The organism is Sphingomonas lenta (assembly GCF_002288825.1).
Classification (GTDB): domain Bacteria; phylum Pseudomonadota; class Alphaproteobacteria; order Sphingomonadales; family Sphingomonadaceae; genus Sphingomonas; species Sphingomonas lenta.
This window is the reverse complement of the sequence record NZ_NSLI01000005.1, coordinates 202548-223780: the sequence shown is the minus strand read 5'-3', so window position 1 is coordinate 223780 and position 21233 is coordinate 202548. Positions and strand designations below refer to the sequence as shown.

The following is a 21233-nucleotide window of genomic DNA, read 5'->3' as shown; positions in this document are numbered from 1 at the left end:
TCTGCCGTATGGCAACATCGGCTTTTTCGGTAGATCGCTTCCTTGCGGCTCCCCCGCTCACCCGTGTGCGGGAGGTTCAGAAGGGATTGCCCGTCAGCGCGCTTCGGGCCGTGGCGGACGGCAAAGTCGTCACTATCGCCGATCTAGTCGGCATTGTGGGCACTCGCCGGACGCTCGACCGGAGACTGGCCGACGACGCCCGCCTGTCGTTGGACGAGAGCGACCGCCTGGCCCGCTTCGCCGAGGTGCTCGCGCTGGCGACGCAGGTGTTCGGCGACCGTGCTTATGCGATGGAATGGCTTCGCGCGCCGCAGTTCGACTTCGACGGCACGCCGCCCATCGAGCTGATGCGGAGCTATTCGGGAAGCGAGCTCGTCATCAACCTGCTCCAGCGTTTCCGGCACGGCATGCTCGCCTGAGCTGCGCCCTTGCGGCTCTGGCGCATATCGGACTGGTTGACCCTCGACGGCGTCGGCGGCCTGACTGTCGGCGGACGCTGGCACCATGCCGGTCGCCCGATCGTGTACGCCGCCGACTCAAGCGCGCTCGCATTGCTGGAGGTGCTCGTCCATCAGCACCGCGCCGTCCGGCCTGCGCCGTACCAGCTTCTCGAAGTCGAGGCGCCGGACGACTTGGCGATCACCGATTGGCCTGCCGGACAAGACCAGCATGATGCGCCGTTCACCGCCGATTGGGGCGACGCTTTCCTACGCGCGGCTACGACCCCGCTCGCCCGCGTGCCATCCGTCATCGCTCCGGCTAGTTGGAACTACCTTCTCAACCCGCTCCACCCCGACGCCGCTCGCGTCCGGATCGTACAGGCGGCGCGCTGGCCCTGGGACGCGCGGCTGTTCGGGCGCGGCTGACCGCGCTATCGCTGCGCCATGCCCGACACCATCTTCGTCCTAAACGGCCCCAACCTAAACCTGCTCGGGCTCCGCGAACCGGAGATCTACGGGACCGACACGCTGGACGACATCGCGGGGATGCTGGAGGATCGGGCGCGCGAACTCGATCTCGCGATCGACATGCGCCAGTCCAATCATGAGGGGCACCTCGTCGACTGGCTGCACGAGGCGCAGGCTCGCCAAGCTAAGGCGGTGCTGCTCAACGCGGGGGCGTATACGCACACGTCCGTCGCGCTGCACGACGCGATCAAGTCGGTCGTGACGCCCGTGATCGAGGTGCACCTGTCGAACCCGCATCGGCGCGAGTCCTTTCGGCACAGGAGCCTCGTCGGCCAGGCCGCCAGGGGAACGATCGCGGGCTTCGGAGCCTTGTCCTACTTGCTCGCGCTTGAAGCCGCGGCCCGACTCTGACAGGGACGCTCGCCATGACAGATACGACCGATGGCCAACAGGGGGCCGAAGGGGCGATGCAGGTCGACGTGGAGCTGGTCCGCCAGCTCGCAGGCATCCTCGACGCCACCCAACTGACCGAGATCGAGGTGGAGGACGGCGACCGCCGCATCCGCGTCGCGCGCAAGGCGGCCGCGGTGAACGCCGCGCCGGCGGTGCACTACGCGCAGCCCTCCCCCGCCCCGCTCCAGCCAGCCCTGCCGGCGACCACCGCCGCACCCGCTCCGGCGGAGGTCGGCGCGCCCGCGACGGCGAACCACGCCAACGCCGTGCGCTCGCCGATGGTCGGCACCGTCTACCTGGCGGCCGAGCCGGGCGCGAAGCCGTTCGCGGCCGTCGGCGACAAGGTCGCGGCGGGCGACACGCTGCTGATCGTTGAAGCGATGAAGGTCATGAACCCGATCACCGCGCCCGCGGCCGGCACCGTCGTCGCCGTCCTCGTGGAGAACGGTCAGCCCGTCGAATTCGATCAACCCCTGATCGTCGTCGAGTAAAGCCTTGCGACAGATCAAGAAGCTGCTGATCGCCAACCGCGGCGAGATCGCGCTGCGTATCCACCGCGCCTGCCATGAGATGGGCATCAAGACGGTCGCGGTGCACTCGACCGCCGACGCCGATGCGATGCACGTGCGCCTCGCCGACGAAGCGATCTGCATCGGGCCTCCGCAAGCGACCGACAGCTACCTCAACATCCCCAACATCATCTCGGCGGCCGAGATCTCGGGCGCGGACGCGATCCACCCCGGCTACGGCTTCCTGTCGGAGAACGCCAAGTTCGCGGAGATCGTCGAGCTCCACAACATCCTGTTCGTCGGCCCCAAGCCCGAACACATCCGCGTCATGGGCGACAAGGTGGAGGCGAAGCGCACTGCGGGCGCGCTCGGCCTGCCGCTCGTGCCCGGCTCCGACGGCGCGATCACCGACGTCGAGGAGGCGAAGAAGCTCGCGGCCGAGATCGGCTATCCCGTGCTCATCAAGGCGGCGGCGGGCGGCGGCGGGCGCGGCATGAAGGTGGTGCCAGCCGAGGACCAGCTCGAGACGCTGATGCAGCAGGCCGGCTCCGAGGCCAAGGCCGCGTTTGGCGACGACACCGTTTACATGGAGAAGTACCTGGGCAATCCCAGGCACATCGAGTTTCAGATCTTCGGCGACGGCGCCGGCAACGCCATTCATCTGGGCGAGCGCGACTGCTCGCTCCAGCGCCGCCACCAGAAGGTGCTGGAGGAGGCCCCCTCCCCCGTCATCAGCGCGGCCGAGCGCGAGCGCATGGGCGGCGTCGTCGCCAAGGCGATGGCGGACATGGGCTATCGCGGCGCGGGAACGATCGAGTTCCTGTGGGAGGACGGCGAGTTCTACTTCATCGAGATGAACACGCGCCTCCAGGTCGAGCATCCGGTCACCGAGATGATCACCGGCCTCGACCTCGTCCGCGAGCAGATCCGCGTCGCCGAAGGCCATCCCCTCTCGGTGACGCAAGAGGATCTGGAGTTCCGCGGCCACGCGATCGAGTGCCGCATCAACGCCGAGGACCCGCGCACCTTCGCCCCCTCGCCCGGCCTCGTGAAGCTGTTCCACGCGCCGGGCGGCATGCATGTCCGCGTCGATTCCGGACTGTACCAGGGGTACAAGGTCCCGCCCTATTACGACTCGATGATCGCCAAGCTGATCGTCTACGGCCGCGACCGCGAAGGCTGCATCCGCCGCCTGCGCCGCGCGCTGGAGGAGTTCGTGATCGAGGGGATGAAGACCACCATCCCGCTCCACCAGGCGCTGATCGACGATCCCGAGTTCCAGCGCGGCGAGTACACGATCAAGTGGCTGGAGGCGTGGCTGGCGGAGCAGGCCGGCTAACCACTCTTTGTCCGTCGCCCCGGGCTTGTTCCGGGGTCCATCGGCGTGCGAACACCGCCGTCGGAACGTACGCACAACGATGAACCCCGGAACAAGTCCGGGGTGACGGAGGGGGAAAGCATGGCCAGTTCAACGTCATCGACGCGGGGGAGCTACGCCGCTCGGCCCTTGTCCGACCTCCAGACCGCGATCCGCTCCGGCGATACCCGGTCGATGCCGCTGTCCGGCTTGATCCTATGGACGATCGGCGCGGTGCTGGGGCTGTTCCTGTCGCCCACGGCGTTCGCCTATGCGGTGCTCTGGGGCACGGGCCTCATCGTGCCGCTCGCCATCCTGATCGCGCGTGTACGGGGCCACGACTTCTTCGCGGGACGCGACAACCCGCTGACGCAGCTGTTCCTGCAATGCATCCTGTTCGTGGCCGCGCTCTACCCGATCGCGTTCATCGGCGCGCCGGGCCGGCCGACGCTGCTCGTGCTCTATCCCGCCATCGCCGCCGGGCTGATCTGGATCCCGTGGGGCTGGACCGCCGACGATCCCGTGGGCCTGCGCCACGCGATCGGGCGCACGATTGCCTGCTACGCGGCGTACGCGTTCGTGCCGCAGCCCTATACCGGCAGCGCGATCTGCGGCGCGGTGGTGCTGGCGTACATCTACTCGCTCGCTTTCATGCGCCGCGCGTGAAGGCGACGATCCTCCACAACCTGCGCTGCTCCAAATCGCGCGCGGCGCTCGCGTTGTTGCAGGAGGCGGGCGCGGCGGTGATCGTCGTCGACTACCTCGCCGATCCGCCCAACCGCGCCGAGCTCGCCCGCCTCCTCGGTCGCGCCGGTCTCCGCCCACGCGACGCGCTCCGGCCGGAGGCGAAGGACGTGGTGCCGACGGACGCGGACGACGCGGCGGTGCTCGACGCCATGGTCGCCGATCCCCGCCTGATCGAGCGCCCGCTGGTCGAGACCGCGCGCGGCGTGCGCCTGTGCCGTCCGCCCGAGCGGGTGCGCGATCTGCTGCCGCCGCGTTAGGCAGCACCGCTTGAACTGCCTGTTTTTTGGGCAGCGCACGCCTTCCTATCGGAAGTTAACGAACGGTTTCCGGCGGCGCGCCCGCTTGGCACGGTCGCTGCATCGCGCGCCGCGTAGCTACTGAGCCGACTGCGGGAGCGACGCACGCACGTGAAGAAGATCGAAGCCATCATCAAACCCTTCAAGCTCGACGAGGTGAAGGAGGCGCTGCACGAGGTCGGCGTGTCCGGCATCACCGTCACCGAGGCCAAGGGCTTCGGCCGGCAGAAGGGCCATACCGAGCTCTACCGCGGCGCCGAGTACGTCGTCGACTTCCTGCCCAAGGTGAAGCTGGAGGTGGTCGTGTCCGACGCGATCGCGCCGCGCGTGGTGGAGGCGATCGCGCAGGCCGCGCAGACGGGCCGCATCGGCGACGGCAAGATCTTCGTCACCGCGGTCGAGAGCGCGCTCCGCATCCGCACCGGCGAGCGCGACGAGGACGCGATCTGACGCGCACGTAGCGCGTCACCCTGAACTCGTTTCCAGGGTCCAGCGCGCGACCATGACCACATTCGATATTCGAGACATGGATGCTGAAACAAGTTCAGCATGACGGACCAGAGGGAAGCTGAAATGCCCAACACCGCGCAGGACATTCTGAACCGCATCGAGGCCGAGGAGATCGAGTGGGTCGACCTCCGCTTCACCGACCCCAAGGGCAAGTGGCAGCACCTGACCATGGTGTCGTCGGTCATCGACGAGGACGCGCTGACCGATGGCCTGATGTTCGACGGTTCGTCGATCGCCGGCTGGAAGGCGATCAACGAGTCGGACATGATCCTGAAGCCGGATCTCGACGCGGCGTATCTGGATCCGTTCTCGGCGACGCCGATGCTGATCCTGTTCTGCGACGTGGTGGAGCCGTCGACCGGCGAGCTCTACGCCCGCGACCCGCGCTCGACGGCCAAGCGCGCGGAGGCGTATCTGGGCAGCACGGGCATCGGCGACACCGTTTATGTCGGGCCCGAGGCCGAGTTCTTCATGTTTGACGACGTGCGTTTCGAGAACTCATACTCGACCAGCTATTACCGCATCGACGACATCGAGCTGCCGACCAACACGGGTCGCGAGTATGAGGGCGGCAACCTCGCCCACCGCCCGCGCGCCAAGGGCGGCTATTTCCCCGTGGCGCCCGTGGACTCGGCGGTCGACATCCGCGGCGAGATGGTCTCGACCATGATCGAGATGGGCCTGCCCTGCGATAAGCACCACCATGAGGTCGCGGCGGCGCAGCACGAACTGGGGCTGACCTTTGGCACGCTGACGCAGACGGCCGACCGCATGCAGATCTACAAGTACGTCGTGCACCAGGTCGCGCACGCCTACGGCAAGACGGCCACGTTCATGCCCAAGCCGATCAAGGAGGACAACGGATCGGGCATGCACACGCACTTCTCGATCTGGCGGGGCAAGGAGCCGCTGTTCGCGGGCAACGGCTATGCGGGCCTGTCCGACACCTGCCTCTACTTCATCGGCGGCGTCATCAAGCACGCCAAGGCGCTGAACGCGTTCACTAACCCGTCGACGAACAGCTACAAGCGGCTGGTGCCGGGCTACGAAGCGCCGGTGCTGCTGGCCTATTCCAGCCGCAACCGCTCGGCCTCGTGCCGCATCCCCTATGGCACGGGCGCCAAGTCGAAGCGCGTCGAGGTCCGCTTCCCCGACGCGCTGGCCAACCCGTACCTCGCCTACGCCGCGCTGTTGATGGCGGGCCTGGACGGCATCCAGAACCGGATCCACCCCGGCGAGGCGATGGACAAGAACCTGTACGACCTGCCGCCAGCCGAGCTGGCGAACGTGCCCACCGTCTGCGCGTCGCTGCGCGAAGCGCTGGAGTCGCTCGCCGCGGACCACGAGTTCCTGCTGCGCGGCGACGTGTTCTCCAAGGATCAGATCGAGGCGTATATTGAGCTGAAGTACGAGGAGGTGGCCCGGTGGGAGATGACGCCGAGCCCGGTGGAGTTCGATATGTACTACAGTGGGTGAGGCGCAGGGCGCACGCGGCTAGCGCAAGCTAGCCGCGAGACGCCCAAGCCCGGCCGGCGTAGCTGCCAAGCTCGACCGACGGCGCGGCTTCGCCGCGCGACCCCCCCGGATCAGGACCCACAGGGACCGCCCCCGCACCGAGAGCGTTCCCCGCCCATGCTCCTCCCCGAACTCCCGCCCCACGCCTTCGCCAAGCAGGACGCGACCCCCGACCTCGACTTCTACGCCCCGCCCCGCCTCGTCCACCACATCGACGAGGGCGCGGTCGCGGCGCTTACCAGCTATTATCGCGAGCTGATCGCGCCGGGGTCGGACGTGCTCGACCTCATGTCGAGCTGGGTCAGCCACTTGCCGGACGACCTCGCGCTGGGCGAGGTGGTCGGCCACGGCATGAACCGGCAAGAGCTCGCCGCCAATCCGCGGCTCACCCGCTGGTTCATCCAGGACCTCAACCAAGATACCGCGCTGCCGCTGCCGGACGCGAGCTTCGACGCCGCGCTCTGCTGCGTCGGCGCGCAGTACCTCCAGCACCCGGTCGAGGTGTTCGCCGAGGTCGCCCGCGCGCTCCGCCCCGGCGCACCGTTCGCGGTCAGCTACTCCAACCGCTGCTTCCCGACCAAGGCGGTCGCGATCTGGCGCGCGCTCGACATGGCCGGGCATGCCAAGCTCCTCGCACTCTACCTGGAGCGCGCGGGGTTCGACACGATCGAAACGCGCGTGCTGGCGGACGGGTCTCGGTCCGATCCGCTGGTGGTCGTGACCGGCCGCACGAAGCGCTAGCGCCGGCCTAAGCCGCGGCTCGCGCGTCGTCCGCGAACAGCCAGGCTTCCGCCTCAGCGCGCGTTTCGAACAGCGCGGCGTCCGAGCGTCGCATGATGCGGCGTATCTGCATGCGCGCGAGCGAGCTGCCGGTGAACAGCGCCAGCCGTCGCGCCTTACCGGGTCCGTCCATCGCGCGCTGGAACGCGCTCGCCACGTCCTGGATCTGGAGCGGGCAGCCGGTCAGGTCGACCAGCGCGAGGTGCTCGCCGACGCGGCACCCCATCCGCTGGATCGCGAGATGCTCGTCGCGGTACAGCGCCGCGACCTGCTCGGGCGTGAGCATGCCCTGGAGCGCGATGGTGATCAGCTTGCGGCCGGGATCGGCCGTGATGGTGTACATAGCTCGTCCTCCCCGCGCGCAACGATGATGTATGTTCCTTTCCAGCGGCTTAAACGCAGCGCTATGCTGCGGCCATGCGCATCGCCCTTCTCGCCCTAGCCCTCCTCGCCACGCCCGCCCTGGGGTCCCCGCAAAGTACTACTTTGCAGGGTGCCCCGCTCGCCGCCGACCGCGCGACCGAGACCGCCCGCGCGACGATCGCCGCCGAGCAGGAGCGGCACGTCCGGCTGCTCGAGCGGATGGTGAACCAGAACTCCGGCACGCTGAACGCCGCGGGCGTAAGGGCGGTGGGCGAGATGATGCGCGCCGAATTGGAGCCGCTAGGCTTTCAGGTCCGCTGGGTCGACATGACGGCGACGGGTAGGTCCGGGCACCTGATCGCGACGCACAAGGGAAACGGCCGCGGCAAGCGCGTGCTCCTGATCGGCCACCTGGACACCGTGTTCGAGCCCAGCTCGCCGTTCCAGCGCTTCACAAGGGCTGGCTCGCGCGCGGTCGGGCCGGGCGTGGGCGACGACAAGGGCGGGCTGGTCGTCATCGTCGCGGCGTTGCGGGCGATGCGGACGGCGGGCACGCTCAAGGGGGCGGACGTGACCGTGGTGCTGACGGGCGACGAGGAGCGCACGGGCCAGCCGCTCGAGCTCGCGCGCCGCGACCTGATCGAGGCGGGCCGCAACGCCGACGCCGCGCTGGAATATGAGAACCTGGCGGTCGAGCAGGGCCGGGATTACGGCACGGTAGCGCGGCGCAGCGGCGGCAACTGGGAGCTGCGCACGACGGGCAAGACGGGCCATTCCAGCCAGGTGTTCGGCGCGGGGCTGGGCTATGGCGCGGTGTACGAGATGGCGCGCATCCTCGACGCCTTTCGCCGCGAGCTGCCCGAGCAGTACGCGACCTACAATGTCGGCGTGCTCGCCGGCGGCACGCCCGCCAGGCTGGACGCGGCGGGCGAGACCGCCACCGCGACGGGCAAGACCAACATCGTCCCCTCGGAGGCGGTGGCGCGCGGCGACCTGCGCACGCTCACCCCCGAACAGGACGCGCGGATCCGGGCCAAGATGGAGGCGATCGTCAAGCAGCACCTGCCCGGCACGGGCGCGACGCTCACCTTCGCGAACACCATGCCGGCCATGGCACCGTCGGAAGGCAACCGCGCGCTGCTCGCCGAGCTGAACGCCGTCAACCGCGAGCTGGGGCTTCCCGAGATGCCCGAGCTCGACCCCGCCAAACGCGGCGCGGCCGACTCCGGCTTCGTCGCGGCGGACGTGGCGACCTTGGGCGGGTTGGGCATGTCGGGCGGCGGCGCGCACGCCGAGGGCGAGTGGGCGGACCTGGACTCCATACAGCGCCAGGCGCTCCGGAGCGCGGTGCTGATCGCGCGCCTGTCGAAGCAGCGGCGCGGGCCGACGCAGCGCGCGGGAGCCGGCCGATGATCGGGGCCCTGCTTGCCGCCCTGCTCGCGGCGCAGGCGCAGGACCTGCACCTCGCCCCGCCCGAGGGCGAGCGGACGCGCTGGATCAGCCCGGAGAACCCGACGGGCGCCAAGGGCCAGGGCGCGCGCGAGAACCGCGGCGGCAAAGGCCACGCGTTCGAGACGATCCCGGTCGGCGGCTCGCACACGCTGGCGGACATCAAGGGCGCGGGCGTGATCGACCGCATCTGGATGACGATCGAGGACCGCTCGCCCGAGGCGCTGCGCGGCCTGCACCTCCAGATGTTCTGGGACGGCGCGGCCACGCCCGCCGTGTCCGCGCCGCTGGGCGACTTCTTCCTCCACGGCGCGGGCGAGATGACGGCGATGGAGACCGCGCTCTTCGCCAGCCCCGAGGCGCGGTCCTTCGTATCCTACGCCACCATGCCGTTCCGGCGCGGCGCGCGGATCGTGGTGACGAACGGGTCCGGCAAGCCCGTCAACCTCATCTTCTTCGACGTGAACTATCGCGAGGTGGAGCGTCAGCCGGACAACGCGCTCTACTTCCACGCCTGGTGGAGCCGCGACCGCGCGACCGCGCTCGGCCGCGACTTCCGCATCCTGCCGCGCATCCGGGGCCGCGGGCGCTTTCTGGGGACGAGCGTCACCGTGCTCACCAACCCCGTTTATGAGAAGACCTGGTGGGGTGAGGGCGAGGTCAAGATCGCGCTCGACGGCGACCGGACGGATGCCCCCACGCTCGTCGGCACGGGGACGGAAGACTATATCGGCACCGCCTGGGGCCAGGGTGCCTACGCGCACCGCTATCAAGGCGCGCCGATCGCGACCTGGGAAGGCGAGGGCCGCTGGACGTTCTACCGCTTCCACGTCCCCGATCCCGTCTGGTTCAGGCAGGACGTCGAGGTCTCGCTCCAGCAGATGGGCGGCGCGCGAAAGGCGATCGTCCAGGGCCTGCAGAAGAAGGGCGCGTCGCTGATCCCGGTCACGATCGACCCCGGATCGCGCAACAACTTCCAGCAATTGCTGACCAACGGCAAGAAGCTCGACGACCCGTCGCTGCCCGACGGCCACACCAACTACTATCGCAGCGACGACGTGGCCGCGGTCGCGTATTTCTACCTCGACCGGCCGGAGAACGGCCTGCCCGCGATCACCGCGCCCGCGGAGCGCATGGCGGTGATACGGCGCCCTCCCCCGCCCAAGCCGAGGCAGGACCAGTAAGGGGCCGCTTGCCCCCTTCCCGCACCCCCGCTACCCCGCGCTCCCGATGATCGGCTCCGACCACCGCCCCGCGTCCATGATCCAGGGCGGGGCCGTGTTCCCCCATCGCCACCTGCTGGGCATCGAGGGGCTACAGCCGCACGAGATCCGGTTCCTGCTCGACGAGGCCGAGAGGTGGGTGGATGCGCCTGCCTCCCCGCCGGACCGGCGGTTGGCTGGGCTTACGCAGATCAACGCCTTTTTCGAGAACTCCACCCGCACGCTCCTGTCGTTCGAGATCGCGGGCAAGCGGCTCGGCGCGGACGTGGTCAACATGCACGCCGCGCAATCGTCAGTGAAGAAAGGCGAGACGCTGATCGACACCGCGCAGACGCTGAACGCGATGCGCGCCGACGTGCTCGTCATCCGCCACGGCAGCTCGGGCGCGGTGCAGCTCATCGCCGACAAGGTCGACTGCCCTGTGCTGAACGCGGGCGACGGACGGCACGAGCATCCCACGCAAGCGCTGCTCGACGCGCTCACCATCCGGCGCAGGCTCGGCAGCATCGCGCACAAGCGCGTCGTGATCTGCGGCGACCTCCTCCACAGCCGCGTGGCGCGGTCCAACATCCTGGCGCTGACGGCGCTCGCCGCCGAGGTGCGCGTCTGCGCGCCCTCCACGCTGATGCCGGCGCAGGTCGAGCGCATGTACGTCCAGCCCTTCACCGATTTCGACGCGGCGCTGGAGGGGGCGGACGTGGTGATGATGCTCCGTCTACAGACCGAGCGCATGGACGGCGCCTATGTCCCTTCCCCGCGCGAGTATCGCCTCCGCTACGGCCTGACGCCCGAGCGCCTCGCCCGCGTGCCCGACGCGCTCATCATGCATCCCGGCCCGATGAACCGCGGCGTCGAGATCGACTCGAGCGTCGCCGACGGCCCGCGGTCCGCGATCACCGAGCAGGTCGCGATGGGCGTCGCCGTCCGCATGGCGTGCCTCGACGTGCTCACCCGCCGCGCGCGGGGCGTGGAGGGCTGGGCGTGAGCGCCGTCGCCTTCCTCAACGCGCGCCTGGTCTGCCCGGTGCAGGGCGAGCGGGAGGGCGGGCTCCTCGTCCGCGACGGCGCGGTGGAGGCGTTCGGGACGGTGGCGGTGCCCGACGGCGCGGCGGTCGTGGACTGCGGCGGCAAGCACCTCGCGCCCGGCATCGTCGACCTCGGCGTCTTCGCGATCGACCGCGCAGCGTTCCGGGCGGGCGGGATCGTGCGCGTAGGGCTCATGCCGGACCAATCGCCGCCGCTGGACGACCCCGGCGTCGTCCAGCGCGCCAGCCTGATCGGCAAGCCCGACCTATGGATTCACCCAATCGCCGCCGCGACGCGGGGGCTCAAGGGCGAGGAACTGGCGGAGCTGGCGTTCTGCCGCTCGGCGGGCGCCAAGGCGGCGGGCACGGGCGCGCGCTGGATCGCCGATTCGAACGTGATGCGCCGCGTGCTCCTCTACGCGCGCGACCTCGACATGGCCGTCGTCAGCCACCCGGAGGACGGCGGCCTCACCGCGGGCGCGGTCGCGACGGAGGGGGAGACGGCGACGCGGCTCGGCCTTCCCGCCGCGCCCGCGGTCGCGGAGGCGCTGGCGGTCGCGCGCGACCTCCTGCTCGCCGAGGAGACGGGCGCGCGGCTCCACCTGCGCCAGGTCACCACGGCCGCCGCGTTCGACCTGGTCCGCGCGGCCAAGCGGCGGGGCGTGCGGGTCACCTGCGGCGTCGGCCCGGCGCACCTGTTCCTGTCCGACATCGCACTCAGCGGCTTCCGCTCCTTCGCGCACCTCTCGCCGCCCTTGCGCGACGAGGCTGACCGGCAGGCGTGCTTGGCGGCGGTGGCGGACGGGACGGTGGACGTGATCCATTCGGGCCACCAGCCCAAGGGACCCGAGGCCAAGCGCCTCCCCTTCGCCGATTCGGAAGCGGGCGCGGCCGGCGCGGAGACGCTGCTCGCGCTCGCGCTCGCGCTGTGGAGAGACGGCCGCGTCACGCTCCCCCGCCTCTTCGCGCTGCTGGCGAGCCAGCCGGCACGCGTGCTGGGCCTGGACGCGGGCACGCTGGAGCCGGGCAAGCCCGCCGACCTGCTGCTCTTCCACGCCGACGCGCCATGGCGGGTGGACGCGGAAGTCTACGCCGGCATGGCGGGCAACACGCCGTTCGACGGGTTGCCCGTCCAGGGCCGCGCTCTCCGGCTATGGAAAGGCGGCCGCGAGGTCATCTGATCAGAATTCCTCTCCCGCATCGTAGATGCGGGGGAGGAACTAAGAAAGAGGATCAGCGCGCGGCGACCTGCACGCCCGGCTTGCGCAGCCACTGTGCGACCTGATCGCCCGCGACCTGGCGGACGAAGCAGCTGCCCCCGGCCGCGCGGTAGCGGCGGCAGAAGCCCTGCGCGTCCGAATGCGCGAAGCCGCCCACCGACAGGCGGTAGAAGTCCCGCCCGCGCGCGGCGAAGTTCATGCCGGACGGCGTGTGGTCCTCCAGCGCGGCGAAGCGGCGCTGGGCGCGGCCCCATGCCTCGCGGGCGACCGCGGGCGAGTCGTACGCGCCGAGCTGGACGAACCAGCCGCCCTTGGCGGGCGCGGCGGCGGGCGCAGGCGCAGGCGCGGCCTTGGCGACGACCGGCAGCGGCTGCGGCCTGGCCGTGAGCGCCACCTTTACGAGGCCGCGCGCGGGCCGGATCGTCGGCGCGGGCAGCGCCTGCACGATCTCCTGGCGCGGGCCGAACACTACCTTGCCGAAGCCGGGCGCGCGCACCGCCTCGGCGGTCGGCTCGGGCGCGACCACGACGGGCGCGGCGGCGGCCGCGACGGCGACCGGCTCGACGGTCGGCACGACCGCGGGCGCGGCGTTCAGCGCCAGCGCGGCCGGACGGCCGGCGTCCTCGACCGCCTTCACGCCCAGCAGGTGCGCGACCTGGTCGGACGCGTCGCGGGGCTGCGCGAAGGCGGCCCATTCGACCATGCGCGCGTCCACGTCGGCGGGCGACATGTCGGCGGCCGCGACCACGCGCGCCATCTGCCATTGCCCGGCGAGCGCCAGGCTGAGCGCCAGGTTCTGCCGCGTCTTGGGGCTGGCGTCCGGGCGGCGCGCCGCGTCCGTCAGCATGGCCACCGCCGAGGCGGGGTCGCCCGTGAGCGCCACGGCGAGGCCGCGGTCGCTCGCCGAGATCTTGCCGGCGTGCTCGTCGAGCGTCGCCCGGGCGGCCGACCAGTCGCCGGTCGCGATCTGCGCGAGCACCAGGCCCAGCGCCACGCGTCCGTTGCGCCCGTCGAGCTGCAGCGCGTCCGCGAACGCCTCGCGCGCCGAGCGGAAGCGGCCCGCCTGCAAGTAGGCCTGGCCCAGCAGCGCGCGGTGGCCGGCGTCCTGCGGCGACAGCGTCACCGCCTGCTCGGCCCACGCGACCGCGTCCGCGCCCGCGCGCTTGCCCAGCGCGCGCTCGGCCTTGGCGGCGACCTTGGCGGCCGCCTTGGCGTCGGCCACCCCCTCGCCCGCCGAAGCCACCGCGACCGTCGCGCCCGCGACCAGCAGCGCCGGCAGGCTCACCTTCAACAGCATCCGCGTCTTCATCGAGACCCCCATCCCTATCGACGACGTTTCGGTTCGGGCAGCTGCGCGACGAGCGCCGCCACCTCGGGCATCGTGTCCAAGAGCGCGTCCACCGCCTCGGTCACCAGCATCTGCGCGGACCGCCCCCCCAACGCGCTCGCCAGCCTGAGCTTCAGGTGGCGGTCGGCGTCGAGGCGCAGCGTGAACGCGGCCTTGCCGTTCTTGGTCTGCTTGGCCGACTCGCGCCCGATACGGGCGGCGGTGGCGAGCGACACGGATTTCGGCTCGCGCACCTGCTCGATCCGCTTCGCCAGCGCCTCGCGCAGCGAGATGACGGGCGGCACGGGCGCGGGTTCGGCCGGCTCGGGCTCAGGCGGGGGAGCGGGCGAGACCAGCACCGGCGTCGGCGCGGGCGTCGGCGCGGGCGTCGGTGCGGTTTGGGGCGCGGCGGGCTCGGGCGAGCCCATGTCGTCCCAGCCCAGATCGTCGAGCGCGGCGGCCGCGGAGGACGCGAACCCGCCGAAGCCCTGCGGGCGCATGGCGGGCTTGGCCTGACCCTTGCGGGCGAGGAGGCCGGACGAGAGCGAGGCGAGCGGCTTGGAGCTCAGCATGGCGCTCACCCCGCGACCCGGCGGCCGAAGCCGCCGGCGGCCGGGCGCACGCCCATCCCCATGCCCGCGCCCGGCGCGGTCGGCACGGAAAAGACGGTGCGGCGGAAGTTCTTCTCCAGCCGGTCGGCGATGTAGGTCCAGAGCGCCTGCACCTCGGCGGCGGAGCGGCCGTTCGGGTCCGTCTCCATCACCGTGCGGCCGTCGATCATCGACGCGGCGAAGTCGGTGCGCTGGTGGATGGTGATCGGCGCGACGGTGCCGTGCTGCGACAGCGCCACCGCGGCCTCGCTGGTGATGCGCGCCTTGGGCGTGGCGGCGTTGACCACGAAGATGAGCGGCTTGCCCGCGCGGTCGCAAAGGTCGACGGTCGCGCCCACCGCGCGGAGGTCGTGCGGTGACGGGCGCGTCGGGATGACGATCAGCTCGGCCACCTGGATCACGCTCTGGATCGCCATGGTGATGGCGGGCGGCGTGTCGATCATGGCGAGCTTGAAGCCCTGCTGGCGCAGCACCTCCAGGTCGGCGGCCAGCCGCGCGACAGTGGTCTGCGCGAAGGCGGGCATCTCCGTCTCGCGCTCGTTCCACCAGTCCGCCAGCGACCCCTGCGGGTCGATGTCGATCAGCACCACGGGCCCGTGGCCCGCCAGCTGCGCCTGCACGGCCAAATGGCCGGACAAGGTCGTCTTGCCCGATCCGCCCTTCTGCGACGCCATCGCGAGAACGCGCATAGCTCCCCTTCACTCCCGCTGTTCGGCCCATGACCTGCCACGCGTGGGTATAAGGAATGGTAAACGGCGCTTCCCGTCCGCGCCGAACCGGGGCATGATGCGGGGGGACTAGCGGGTCGGGGGTTTGGTCATGCGTGGTTTTCTCTTGGGGCTGGGAGCGGTGGCGCTGGTGGCGGGCGTAGGCGCCGCGCAGAGCCCGGACGTTAAGCTGGGCGTCGACGCCTGGAGCCGCGGCGACTACCGCACCGCCGTCGAGAAATGGCGTCCGCTGGCGATCGCGGGCGACGCCGACGCGCAGTTCAACCTCGCCCAAGCGTACAAGCTCGGCCGCGGCGTGCCGGAGGATCCCGCGCTCGCCGAGAGCTGGTTCCGCCGCGCGGCGCTCCAGAACCATGAACAGGCGGGCGACAACTACGGCCTGGCGCTGTTCCAGGCGGGCAAGCGCGCGGAGGCGCTGCCCTGGCTCGAGAAGTCGGCCGCCCGCGGCGAGCCCCGCGCGCAGCTCGTGCTCGGCACCATGCTCTTCAACGGCGACGGCGTGAAGCGCGACGTGCCCCGCGCCTATGCGCTGATGACGCGCGCCAGCGCCGCCAACCTCCAATCCGCCTCGCAGACCCTGGCGCAGATGGACCGGCACATCACGCCCGCCGACCGCCAGCGCGGGCTGGAGCTAGCGCGCCAGTACGAGGCGCAGGCGAAGCTCGCGCCCGGCGTCGACCCGAACCGCACCGCCGTCCGCGCCACCGACGCGCCGCCCACCGCCGTCGCCTCCGCGCCGCCCGCGCCCGCCGCCACCCCGACCCCGCGTGCGACGCCGACCCCGCGCGCGACCGCGTCGCGGCCCGCTCCGGCGGCGACGCCCAAAGCCGTCGCCACCCGCCCCAGCCCGGCCCCGACGCCGGCCGCGACGCCCACCCCGCGCGCGACGGCTCCGCGTCCGGCCGCCGCGCCCGCGCCCCGCGCGACACCTCGTGCGGCGGCGCCCGCGCCCGTGCGCGCCGCGGCGGGCGGACGCTACCGCATCCAGCTCGGCGCGTTCCGCGACGCCGGCAACGCGCGCGACCTGGGCGCGCGGGTGGGCGGGCGGGTGGGCGAGGTCTCCTATGTCCGCGCGGGGAACGTCACCCGCGTCCAGGCCGGCCCCTACCGCACCCGCGCCGAAGCCCAACGCGCCTGCCGCGCCGCCGGCGTAAGCTGCGTGGTGATCCCCTCCTAAAATCCTCCCCCGCTTACAGCGGGGGAGGGGGACCAGCCGCAGGCTGGTGGAGGGGGGCGTAGGTCGATCAGCGACAAGCCGGGGGCTTGTCGCCGACCGGAGCCGGCTTGCAAAGCAAGCCGTGGGGGATACGGCATCGCCCACGGCCTGCGTCCCGCAGGCCGGCTCCGCGCGGCGACATGCCCCCGGCATGTCGCTCGTCGCGCTACGCCCCCCTCCACCACTCGCTACGCGAGCGGTCCCCCTCCCCCGCATCTACGATGCGGGGGAGGAAATTAGCTGGTGACCCACTCCCGCCGCGGCACGCCCTGCGCATAGAGCAGCGCGCTCAGGTCGCTATGCTCGATCCGCGCGCCCGCGGCGGCTGCGACGATCGGCTTGGCGCGGTATGCCACCCCCAGCCCCGCCGCGCGGATCATGGGCAGGTCGTTCGCCCCGTCGCCGACCGCCAGCGCCGATTCGAGTCCCACGCCTGCCTCCGCGACGGTCTCCCGCAGCGCCCGCTCCTTCGCCTCCGCCCCGACGATCGGCCGCCGCACCGCGCCGGTGAGCCGCCTGCCCTCGATCTCCAGCACGTTCGCGATCGCCCGATCGAACCCGATCTCCGCCGCCACCGGCTCGGCGAAGCGCGTGAAACCGCCCGACACGAGCACGCATCGCGCGCCCCGCGCCCGCATCGTGCGCACCAGCGCACGCGCGCCGGGCATGATCCCGACGCGCTCGGCTAGGCAGCGGTCGATCACGCTCGCATCCATGCCCTTCAGCAGCCGCACCCGCGCGTCGAGCGCCGCCTCGAAGTCGAGCTCGCCGCGCATCGCCGCCTCGGTGATCGCCGCGATCTCGGGCTTGATCCCGGCATAGTCGGCCAGCTCGTCGATGCACTCGACGGTGATCATCGTGGAGTCCATGTCGGCGACGAGCGCGCGTTTCTCGCGACCGGCCGTAGGCTGAACGATAATATCCATCGCCAGCTCACGGCCGAACCCGCCTTTGGCGATCGCCCAAGCACGTTGCTGCATTGCTGCGGCGAGTTCAGCACAATCTTTATCACTGAAATCTTTAGCCGGATCAAAGGTCAGGTCCGCTGCACGATCTTGATCGATCCAATCGACGGTCTTCAATCGACCCGCCGTGCACTCAGTATCGAACTCGTGGACGATGTCGGAAAGCAGCGCGTCATCAAGATTCCGCTCTGCTATCAGCGTCGCCGTGAACATGGACCACCTCCCGAGATTGGCGCTCATCGCAGGGCCGACCGCGAGCGGCAAGTCGGCCGCGGGCGCGGCGCTCGCCGAGGCGCTGGGCGGCGTGGTGATCAACGCCGACGCGTCGCAGGTCTATCGCGACCTCCGCGTCCTCACCGCCCGCCCGGACGCGGCGGAGGAGGCGCGCGCGCCCCACCGCCTGTTCGGCTACATCGACGGTGCGGAAGCCTGCTCCGCCGCCCGCTGGGCCGCCGAGGCGGGGGATGCGGTCGCGGACGCCGTCGCGGCCGGCGAGCTGCCCATCCTGGTCGGCGGCACGGGCCTGTACCTCCGCACGCTGCTAGACGGCATCGCGCCCGTACCGGACATCGACCCCACCATCCGCGCGGAGGCGCGCGCGCTGCCCGTCGCCGAAGCCCATCGTCTGCTCGCCGAGCTCGACGCGCCCGCCGCCGCGCGCCTCCACCCCTCCGACATCACCCGAGTCGCCCGCGCGCTGGAGGTGGTGCGCTCGACCGGCCGTCCGCTCGCCCATTGGCAAGCCGAACGCGTCGGCGGCATCCGCGACCGCTACCACGTGGTCGGCGCGGCGCTGCTTCCCGACCGCGACGCGCTCGTCACCCGCACCGACGCCCGCCTCGCGACCATGTTCGATGAAGGTGCGGTGGACGAGGTTGCAGCCCTACTCACCCGCGATCTCTCGCCCGACCTGCCCGTCATGCGCGCGATCGGCGTCACGCCTATTGCCGACATGCTTGCCGGCCGCGCGACCCGCGACGAGGCGCTCGCCCGAGCCCGCCTCGAGACGCGGCAATACGCCAAGCGCCAGTACACCTGGTTCCGCAACCAGTCCCCGCCCGACTGGACGCGCGAGGCGGACGCCGATGCGCTCCTCCGTTTGATGCGCCAGCGGCTTTCGGCAACGGAGCGTTTCGATTCCGCCCCTGTCGCAACCACGCGGTTCGATGCAGGATGCGGCGGATAGACTTTTGCAGGAGAACCGTATGCGTCCGGCCTTCGCCGCCTTAGCCCTGATCGCCGTGCCCGTCGTCGCCCAGACGCCCGGCCAGCCCGACCCGGCGCTCGTCCGCGCCGGCACCTACCGCGTCGATCCCAACCACACCCAGGTCACCTGGACCGTCAACCACATGGGCTTCTCCATGCTGACGGGCCAGTTCGGCGCGTCGGGCGGCCAGATCACGATCGACCCCGCCCGCCCGCAGGCGACCAAGCTGGAGGTGACGTTCAACACCGCCGAGCTGTCGAGCACGAGCGCCGGCTTCACCAAGCACCTGAACAGCGCCGATTTCTTCGAGACCGCCAAGCATCCCACCGCGCGTTTCGTGTCGCGCGACGTACAGGTGAACGGAAACCGGGCGACCGTGACGGGCGACCTCACGATCAAGGGGATCACCAAACCGGTGACGCTTCAGGCGAGCTTCGTCGGCGCCGGGCCCAACCCGATGAACAAGAAGCTCAACTTCGGCTTCCGCGCCACGGGTCAGGTGAACCGCAGCGACTTCGGCCTCGGCATGGCCGTGCCGGTGGTGTCGGATCGCGTCGACCTGGAGATCAACGCGGCGTTCGAAGCAGCTTAAGCGGCGCGGCGGCGGACCTGGGCGAAGCTGTTGAACGTCGCCTGCACCGCGGGTGCGGCGTTGGCGGCGAGCTCGGCCACGCGGGCGAGCATCGCGTCCTCCTCGTGCGGCGCGCCCCGGCTCGCCATCGCCCAGTCGCCGAACTCGCGCTCGGCGATCTCGCGCCGCGACAGCACGACCACGCCCGAGTGGCGCGCGTCGTCGCGGATGCGCTCGAACGCGGCGACCACCTTGTCCGCCTCGCCCTCCAGCGCCTGCAAGAAGCGCTTGCCGTCGAAGAACAGCAGGCCGGTGATGCCGTCGCGCCCGTTGTTCCGGCGCGAGGCGGCGAGGATGCGCTGGAGCTCCGCGGCGGACACCGCCTCGCGCGAGGAGCTGATGTAGACGAGCTGGAGCATGTGCCGATCCTTTCCGCCGTCATCCTGCTACGGACTGGTTAAAAGGACGGTTAACTTGCCTCTAATCTGGATCAGCGCCCCCGCACGACCTCGCACCCGACGGCCGCGTCCGGGTACACGTCCGGCTTGACCGAGCGCACCACCACCTCGATCACCCGCTCGTCGCGCAGGCAGAGCGCCGCCACCGCGTCGCACAGCGTCTCCTGCAGCGCGAACCGCCGCTCGCGCGCCATGGCGTGCACGCCCTCGCGGACGAAGTCGTAGTCGAGCACCTCCTCGATCCGGTCGTTCGCGACCGGCTGCGGATAGGCGACCGTCATTCGCACCGATAGCCGCACCCGCTGCGGCGCCGCCAGCTCATGCGGGTGGATGCCGAGCCGGACAGGCAACTCCAACCCGTCGAGCAGCGTGGTGTAGCGCGCCTCAACCATCCCGGTCCTCGAACATCACGTCGCCCCCGCGCGGCAGGAAGCGCTGGCCGCAGTCGACGAACAGGTTCTGCCCCGTCACCCCGCGCGCGTTCATCAGGAACGCGACCGCGTCGGCGACGGCGTCCGCGCCCACCGGTCGACGGAGCAGGTTCTTCACGGCGGCGCGGCCGAACTCGCCGTCGCTCTGGTCGCCGCTCGCCAGCGTCAGCCCGGGCGACACCGCGTTGACCCGGCATCCCGGCCCCAGCGCCTGCGCCAGCATGGGCGTCGCGCCGGCCAGCGCGACCTTGGTGCAGCTGTAGGAGAAGAAGTCCGGGTTGAGGTTGGCGACCTTCTGGTCGAGCAGGTTCACCACCGCCGCGTCGCCCGACCGCTCCGCGACCGCGCAGGCCAAGCGTACGGGCGCGGAGAGGTTCACGCGCATCAGCCTGTCGAGCAGCGCCGCGTCGACCTCCGGCGGCCGGTCGAACTCGAACTGCGACGCGCTGTTCACCAGCCCGTCGACTGGCGCGCCCGCGGCTTCGCCCGCGCGCTCGACCAGCCCGTCCACGGCGTGCGCGTCCGCCAGGTCGCACCTCACGGCCACGCCGCCCAGCTCCGCCGCCAACGCCTCCGCCTCCGCGCCCGAGCGGCCGTAGTGCACCACCACCAAGTGCCCGTCGGCCGCCAGCCGCCGCGCGATCGCCGCGCCCAGCCGCTTCGCGCCGCCGGTCACCAGGACGGTGCGCCGCATCCTCAGCGGCCCATCAAGGCCAGCACCTCGCGCCGCGAGCGCTCGTCCTCGCGGAACACGCCCATCATCCGGCTCGTCGTCATCGCCACCCCCGGCGTGCGCACGCCGCGCGCGGTCATGCAGGCGTGGCTCGCCTCGATCACCACCGCCACGCCCAAGGGCTTCAGGTTGTCCCAGATGCAGTCGGCGATCTGCGCGGTCAGCCGCTCCTGCACCTGCAGCCGGCGGGCATAGCCGTGGAGCACGCGCGCCAGCTTGGATATGCCCACCACATGGTTGCGCGGCAGGTACGCGATATGCGCCTTCCCGATGATGGGGGCCATGTGGTGCTCGCAATGCGACTGGAAGGGGATGTCCCTCAGGAGCACGATCTCGTCGTAGCCGCCCACCTCCTCGAACACGCGCGCGAGGTGCTGGGCGGGATCGTCGCCATAGCCCGCGCAATACTCCTTCCACGCCTTGGCGACGCGGCGCGGCGTGTCCAGCAGCCCCTCGCGATCGGGATCATCGCCCGCCCAGCGGATCAGCGTGCGGATCGCGTCGCGCACCTCGTCGGGGATGACCGCTACGGGATCGAGCCCGACCAGGTCGCCGTCGGCGGCCGCGTCCTCGCCGGCCGGCGTGCCGACGGCGCGTTCGACGGGGCCATCCGTCACGCGGAACCTCGCGGA

The 21233-nt window shown here is 71.2% G+C and carries 26 protein-coding genes; 17 read left to right on the top strand and 9 right to left on the bottom strand.

Annotated elements, in window-relative coordinates:
- Window positions 1-8: 8 nt before the first annotated feature.
- The 10 genes from CKY28_RS16400 (at window position 9) to CKY28_RS16355 (ending at window position 7036) form a co-directional block, all read left to right on the top strand.
- Window positions 9-419 (top strand): antitoxin Xre/MbcA/ParS toxin-binding domain-containing protein, encoded by a 411-nt coding sequence (locus tag CKY28_RS16400; protein ID WP_095999455.1) that lies wholly within the window; start codon window positions 9-11, stop codon window positions 417-419.
- A 9-nt stretch (window positions 420-428) separates the two neighbouring features.
- A complete protein-coding gene (locus CKY28_RS16395; RefSeq protein WP_095999454.1) occupies window positions 429-866 on the top strand; it encodes an RES family NAD+ phosphorylase in 438 nt (145 codons plus the stop codon).
- 18 nt (window positions 867-884) lie between these two features.
- Window positions 885-1319 carry a type II 3-dehydroquinate dehydratase gene (gene aroQ, locus CKY28_RS16390; protein ID WP_095999453.1) on the top strand — a complete coding sequence of 145 codons (435 nt, stop codon included), beginning with the start codon at window positions 885-887 and terminating at the stop codon, window positions 1317-1319.
- Window positions 1320-1333: 14 nt separating this feature from the next.
- On the top strand, window positions 1334-1852 hold the full coding sequence (accB, locus tag CKY28_RS16385; RefSeq protein ID WP_245841885.1) for an acetyl-CoA carboxylase biotin carboxyl carrier protein: 519 nt from the start codon (window positions 1334-1336) through the stop codon (window positions 1850-1852).
- Window positions 1853-1856: 4 nt separating this feature from the next.
- A complete protein-coding gene (gene accC, locus CKY28_RS16380) occupies window positions 1857-3209 on the top strand; it encodes an acetyl-CoA carboxylase biotin carboxylase subunit (RefSeq protein ID WP_095999451.1) in 1353 nt (450 codons plus the stop codon).
- Between the two features lie 120 nt (window positions 3210-3329).
- Window positions 3330-3893: a DUF7010 family protein gene (locus CKY28_RS16375; protein ID WP_141243971.1), complete on the top strand. Its 564-nt coding sequence runs from the start codon at window positions 3330-3332 to the stop codon at window positions 3891-3893.
- Window positions 3890-4231, top strand: a complete 342-nt coding sequence (locus CKY28_RS16370) for an ArsC/Spx/MgsR family protein (protein WP_095999449.1) — start codon at window positions 3890-3892, stop codon at window positions 4229-4231. Before CKY28_RS16375 ends, CKY28_RS16370 begins: the two co-directional genes overlap by 4 nt.
- Before the next feature lie 150 nt (window positions 4232-4381).
- Window positions 4382-4720 carry a P-II family nitrogen regulator gene (locus CKY28_RS16365; protein ID WP_095999448.1) on the top strand — a complete coding sequence of 113 codons (339 nt, stop codon included), beginning with the start codon at window positions 4382-4384 and terminating at the stop codon, window positions 4718-4720.
- A gap of 123 nt (window positions 4721-4843) precedes the next feature.
- The gene (glnA, locus tag CKY28_RS16360) at window positions 4844-6256 is read left to right on the top strand and encodes a type I glutamate--ammonia ligase (RefSeq protein ID WP_095999447.1); all 1413 of its coding nucleotides are present in this window, start codon (window positions 4844-4846) and stop codon (window positions 6254-6256) included.
- A 156-nt stretch (window positions 6257-6412) separates the two neighbouring features.
- Window positions 6413-7036, top strand: a complete 624-nt coding sequence (locus CKY28_RS16355; RefSeq protein ID WP_095999446.1) for a class I SAM-dependent methyltransferase — start codon at window positions 6413-6415, stop codon at window positions 7034-7036.
- A 7-nt stretch (window positions 7037-7043) separates the two neighbouring features.
- On the opposite strand, the gene CKY28_RS16350 is transcribed toward CKY28_RS16355, so the two are convergent.
- On the bottom strand, window positions 7044-7418 hold the full coding sequence (locus CKY28_RS16350) for a hypothetical protein (RefSeq protein ID WP_095999445.1): 375 nt from the start codon (window positions 7416-7418) through the stop codon (window positions 7044-7046).
- Window positions 7419-7492: 74 nt separating this feature from the next.
- Here CKY28_RS16350 and CKY28_RS16345 point away from each other — a divergent pair, with 74 nt between their 5' ends.
- From CKY28_RS16345 to CKY28_RS16330, 4 genes are read left to right on the top strand one after another with little or no spacing between them, the layout of a single operon-like run.
- Window positions 7493-8851 (top strand): M20/M25/M40 family metallo-hydrolase, encoded by a 1359-nt coding sequence (locus CKY28_RS16345; RefSeq protein ID WP_095999444.1) that lies wholly within the window; start codon window positions 7493-7495, stop codon window positions 8849-8851.
- Window positions 8848-10071: a glycoside hydrolase family 172 protein gene (locus CKY28_RS16340; protein ID WP_095999443.1), complete on the top strand. Its 1224-nt coding sequence runs from the start codon at window positions 8848-8850 to the stop codon at window positions 10069-10071. Before CKY28_RS16345 ends, CKY28_RS16340 begins: the two co-directional genes overlap by 4 nt.
- A 46-nt stretch (window positions 10072-10117) precedes the next feature.
- Window positions 10118-11095 carry an aspartate carbamoyltransferase catalytic subunit gene (locus CKY28_RS16335; RefSeq protein WP_095999442.1) on the top strand — a complete coding sequence of 326 codons (978 nt, stop codon included), beginning with the start codon at window positions 10118-10120 and terminating at the stop codon, window positions 11093-11095.
- Window positions 11092-12315, top strand: coding sequence for a dihydroorotase (locus tag CKY28_RS16330; protein WP_095999441.1), 1224 nt, complete (start codon window positions 11092-11094; stop codon window positions 12313-12315). The genes CKY28_RS16335 and CKY28_RS16330 overlap by 4 nt, the downstream gene beginning before the upstream one ends.
- Before the next feature lie 52 nt (window positions 12316-12367).
- On the opposite strand, the gene CKY28_RS16325 is transcribed toward CKY28_RS16330, so the two are convergent.
- From CKY28_RS16325 to CKY28_RS16315, 3 genes are read right to left on the bottom strand one after another with little or no spacing between them, the layout of a single operon-like run.
- Window positions 12368-13663, bottom strand: coding sequence for an SPOR domain-containing protein (locus CKY28_RS16325; protein ID WP_095999557.1), 1296 nt, complete (start codon window positions 13661-13663; stop codon window positions 12368-12370).
- 14 nt (window positions 13664-13677) lie between these two features.
- A complete protein-coding gene (locus CKY28_RS16320) occupies window positions 13678-14253 on the bottom strand; it encodes a hypothetical protein (RefSeq protein ID WP_176473146.1) in 576 nt (191 codons plus the stop codon).
- A gap of 5 nt (window positions 14254-14258) precedes the next feature.
- Window positions 14259-14981, bottom strand: coding sequence for a ParA family protein (locus CKY28_RS16315; RefSeq protein ID WP_095999439.1), 723 nt, complete (start codon window positions 14979-14981; stop codon window positions 14259-14261).
- A gap of 130 nt (window positions 14982-15111) precedes the next feature.
- Here CKY28_RS16315 and CKY28_RS16310 point away from each other — a divergent pair, with 130 nt between their 5' ends.
- Entirely contained in the window at window positions 15112-16197 is a 1086-nt protein-coding gene (locus CKY28_RS16310; protein WP_095999438.1) for an SPOR domain-containing protein, read from the top strand.
- Window positions 16198-16472: 275 nt separating this feature from the next.
- Here the strand turns inward: CKY28_RS16310 and serB are convergent, their stop codons facing one another.
- The gene (gene serB / locus CKY28_RS16305) at window positions 16473-17414 is read right to left on the bottom strand and encodes a phosphoserine phosphatase SerB (RefSeq protein WP_425442538.1); all 942 of its coding nucleotides are present in this window, start codon (window positions 17412-17414) and stop codon (window positions 16473-16475) included.
- Between serB and miaA the strand changes: the two genes are divergently transcribed.
- Together miaA and CKY28_RS16295 are read left to right on the top strand one after the other, a co-directional pair.
- Window positions 17413-18387: a tRNA (adenosine(37)-N6)-dimethylallyltransferase MiaA gene (gene miaA, locus CKY28_RS16300; RefSeq protein ID WP_095999436.1), complete on the top strand. Its 975-nt coding sequence runs from the start codon at window positions 17413-17415 to the stop codon at window positions 18385-18387. The two genes, serB and miaA, sit on opposite strands and share 2 nt — an antisense overlap.
- A 19-nt stretch (window positions 18388-18406) precedes the next feature.
- Window positions 18407-19000 carry a YceI family protein gene (locus CKY28_RS16295; RefSeq protein WP_095999435.1) on the top strand — a complete coding sequence of 198 codons (594 nt, stop codon included), beginning with the start codon at window positions 18407-18409 and terminating at the stop codon, window positions 18998-19000.
- Here the strand turns inward: CKY28_RS16295 and CKY28_RS16290 are convergent.
- The 4 genes from CKY28_RS16290 to folE form a co-directional block, all read right to left on the bottom strand.
- Window positions 18997-19398 carry a BLUF domain-containing protein gene (locus CKY28_RS16290; protein ID WP_095999434.1) on the bottom strand — a complete coding sequence of 134 codons (402 nt, stop codon included), beginning with the start codon at window positions 19396-19398 and terminating at the stop codon, window positions 18997-18999. The two genes, CKY28_RS16295 and CKY28_RS16290, sit on opposite strands and share 4 nt — an antisense overlap.
- Before the next feature lie 71 nt (window positions 19399-19469).
- Window positions 19470-19829, bottom strand: a complete 360-nt coding sequence (locus CKY28_RS16285) for a dihydroneopterin aldolase (protein WP_095999433.1) — start codon at window positions 19827-19829, stop codon at window positions 19470-19472.
- Window positions 19822-20562: an SDR family oxidoreductase gene (locus tag CKY28_RS16280; RefSeq protein WP_095999432.1), complete on the bottom strand. Its 741-nt coding sequence runs from the start codon at window positions 20560-20562 to the stop codon at window positions 19822-19824. The genes CKY28_RS16285 and CKY28_RS16280 overlap by 8 nt, the downstream gene beginning before the upstream one ends.
- A 2-nt stretch (window positions 20563-20564) precedes the next feature.
- Entirely contained in the window at window positions 20565-21218 is a 654-nt protein-coding gene (gene folE, locus CKY28_RS16275) for a GTP cyclohydrolase I FolE (protein ID WP_176473145.1), read from the bottom strand.
- Window positions 21219-21233: the final 15 nt, after the last annotated feature.

Bases quoted from the DNA above. Each gene is read 5' to 3' on its own strand.
- CKY28_RS16325 (WP_095999557.1), bottom strand. From the start codon at position 13,663: ATGAAGACGCGGATGCTGTTGAAGGTGAGCCTGCCGGCGCTGCTGGTC.
- miaA (WP_095999436.1), top strand. From the start codon at position 17,413: ATGGACCACCTCCCGAGATTGGCGCTCATCGCAGGGCCGACCGCGAGC.
- accB (WP_245841885.1), top strand. From the start codon at position 1,334: ATGACAGATACGACCGATGGCCAACAGGGGGCCGAAGGGGCGATGCAG.
- CKY28_RS16315 (WP_095999439.1), bottom strand. From the start codon at position 14,981: ATGCGCGTTCTCGCGATGGCGTCGCAGAAGGGCGGATCGGGCAAGACG.
- CKY28_RS16350 (WP_095999445.1), bottom strand. From the start codon at position 7,418: ATGTACACCATCACGGCCGATCCCGGCCGCAAGCTGATCACCATCGCG.
- glnA (WP_095999447.1), top strand. From the start codon at position 4,844: ATGCCCAACACCGCGCAGGACATTCTGAACCGCATCGAGGCCGAGGAG.
- CKY28_RS16345 (WP_095999444.1), top strand. From the start codon at position 7,493: ATGCGCATCGCCCTTCTCGCCCTAGCCCTCCTCGCCACGCCCGCCCTG.
- CKY28_RS16310 (WP_095999438.1), top strand. From the start codon at position 15,112: ATGCGTGGTTTTCTCTTGGGGCTGGGAGCGGTGGCGCTGGTGGCGGGC.
- CKY28_RS16280 (WP_095999432.1), bottom strand. From the start codon at position 20,562: ATGCGGCGCACCGTCCTGGTGACCGGCGGCGCGAAGCGGCTGGGCGCG.
- serB (WP_425442538.1), bottom strand. From the start codon at position 17,414: ATGTTCACGGCGACGCTGATAGCAGAGCGGAATCTTGATGACGCGCTG.
- CKY28_RS16295 (WP_095999435.1), top strand. From the start codon at position 18,407: ATGCGTCCGGCCTTCGCCGCCTTAGCCCTGATCGCCGTGCCCGTCGTC.
- CKY28_RS16285 (WP_095999433.1), bottom strand. From the start codon at position 19,829: ATGGTTGAGGCGCGCTACACCACGCTGCTCGACGGGTTGGAGTTGCCT.
- CKY28_RS16320 (WP_176473146.1), bottom strand. From the start codon at position 14,253: ATGCTGAGCTCCAAGCCGCTCGCCTCGCTCTCGTCCGGCCTCCTCGCC.
- CKY28_RS16355 (WP_095999446.1), top strand. From the start codon at position 6,413: ATGCTCCTCCCCGAACTCCCGCCCCACGCCTTCGCCAAGCAGGACGCG.
- CKY28_RS16290 (WP_095999434.1), bottom strand. From the start codon at position 19,398: ATGCTCCAGCTCGTCTACATCAGCTCCTCGCGCGAGGCGGTGTCCGCC.
- CKY28_RS16375 (WP_141243971.1), top strand. From the start codon at position 3,330: ATGGCCAGTTCAACGTCATCGACGCGGGGGAGCTACGCCGCTCGGCCC.
- CKY28_RS16400 (WP_095999455.1), top strand. From the start codon at position 9: ATGGCAACATCGGCTTTTTCGGTAGATCGCTTCCTTGCGGCTCCCCCG.
- CKY28_RS16340 (WP_095999443.1), top strand. From the start codon at position 8,848: ATGATCGGGGCCCTGCTTGCCGCCCTGCTCGCGGCGCAGGCGCAGGAC.
- aroQ (WP_095999453.1), top strand. From the start codon at position 885: ATGCCCGACACCATCTTCGTCCTAAACGGCCCCAACCTAAACCTGCTC.
- CKY28_RS16335 (WP_095999442.1), top strand. From the start codon at position 10,118: ATGATCGGCTCCGACCACCGCCCCGCGTCCATGATCCAGGGCGGGGCC.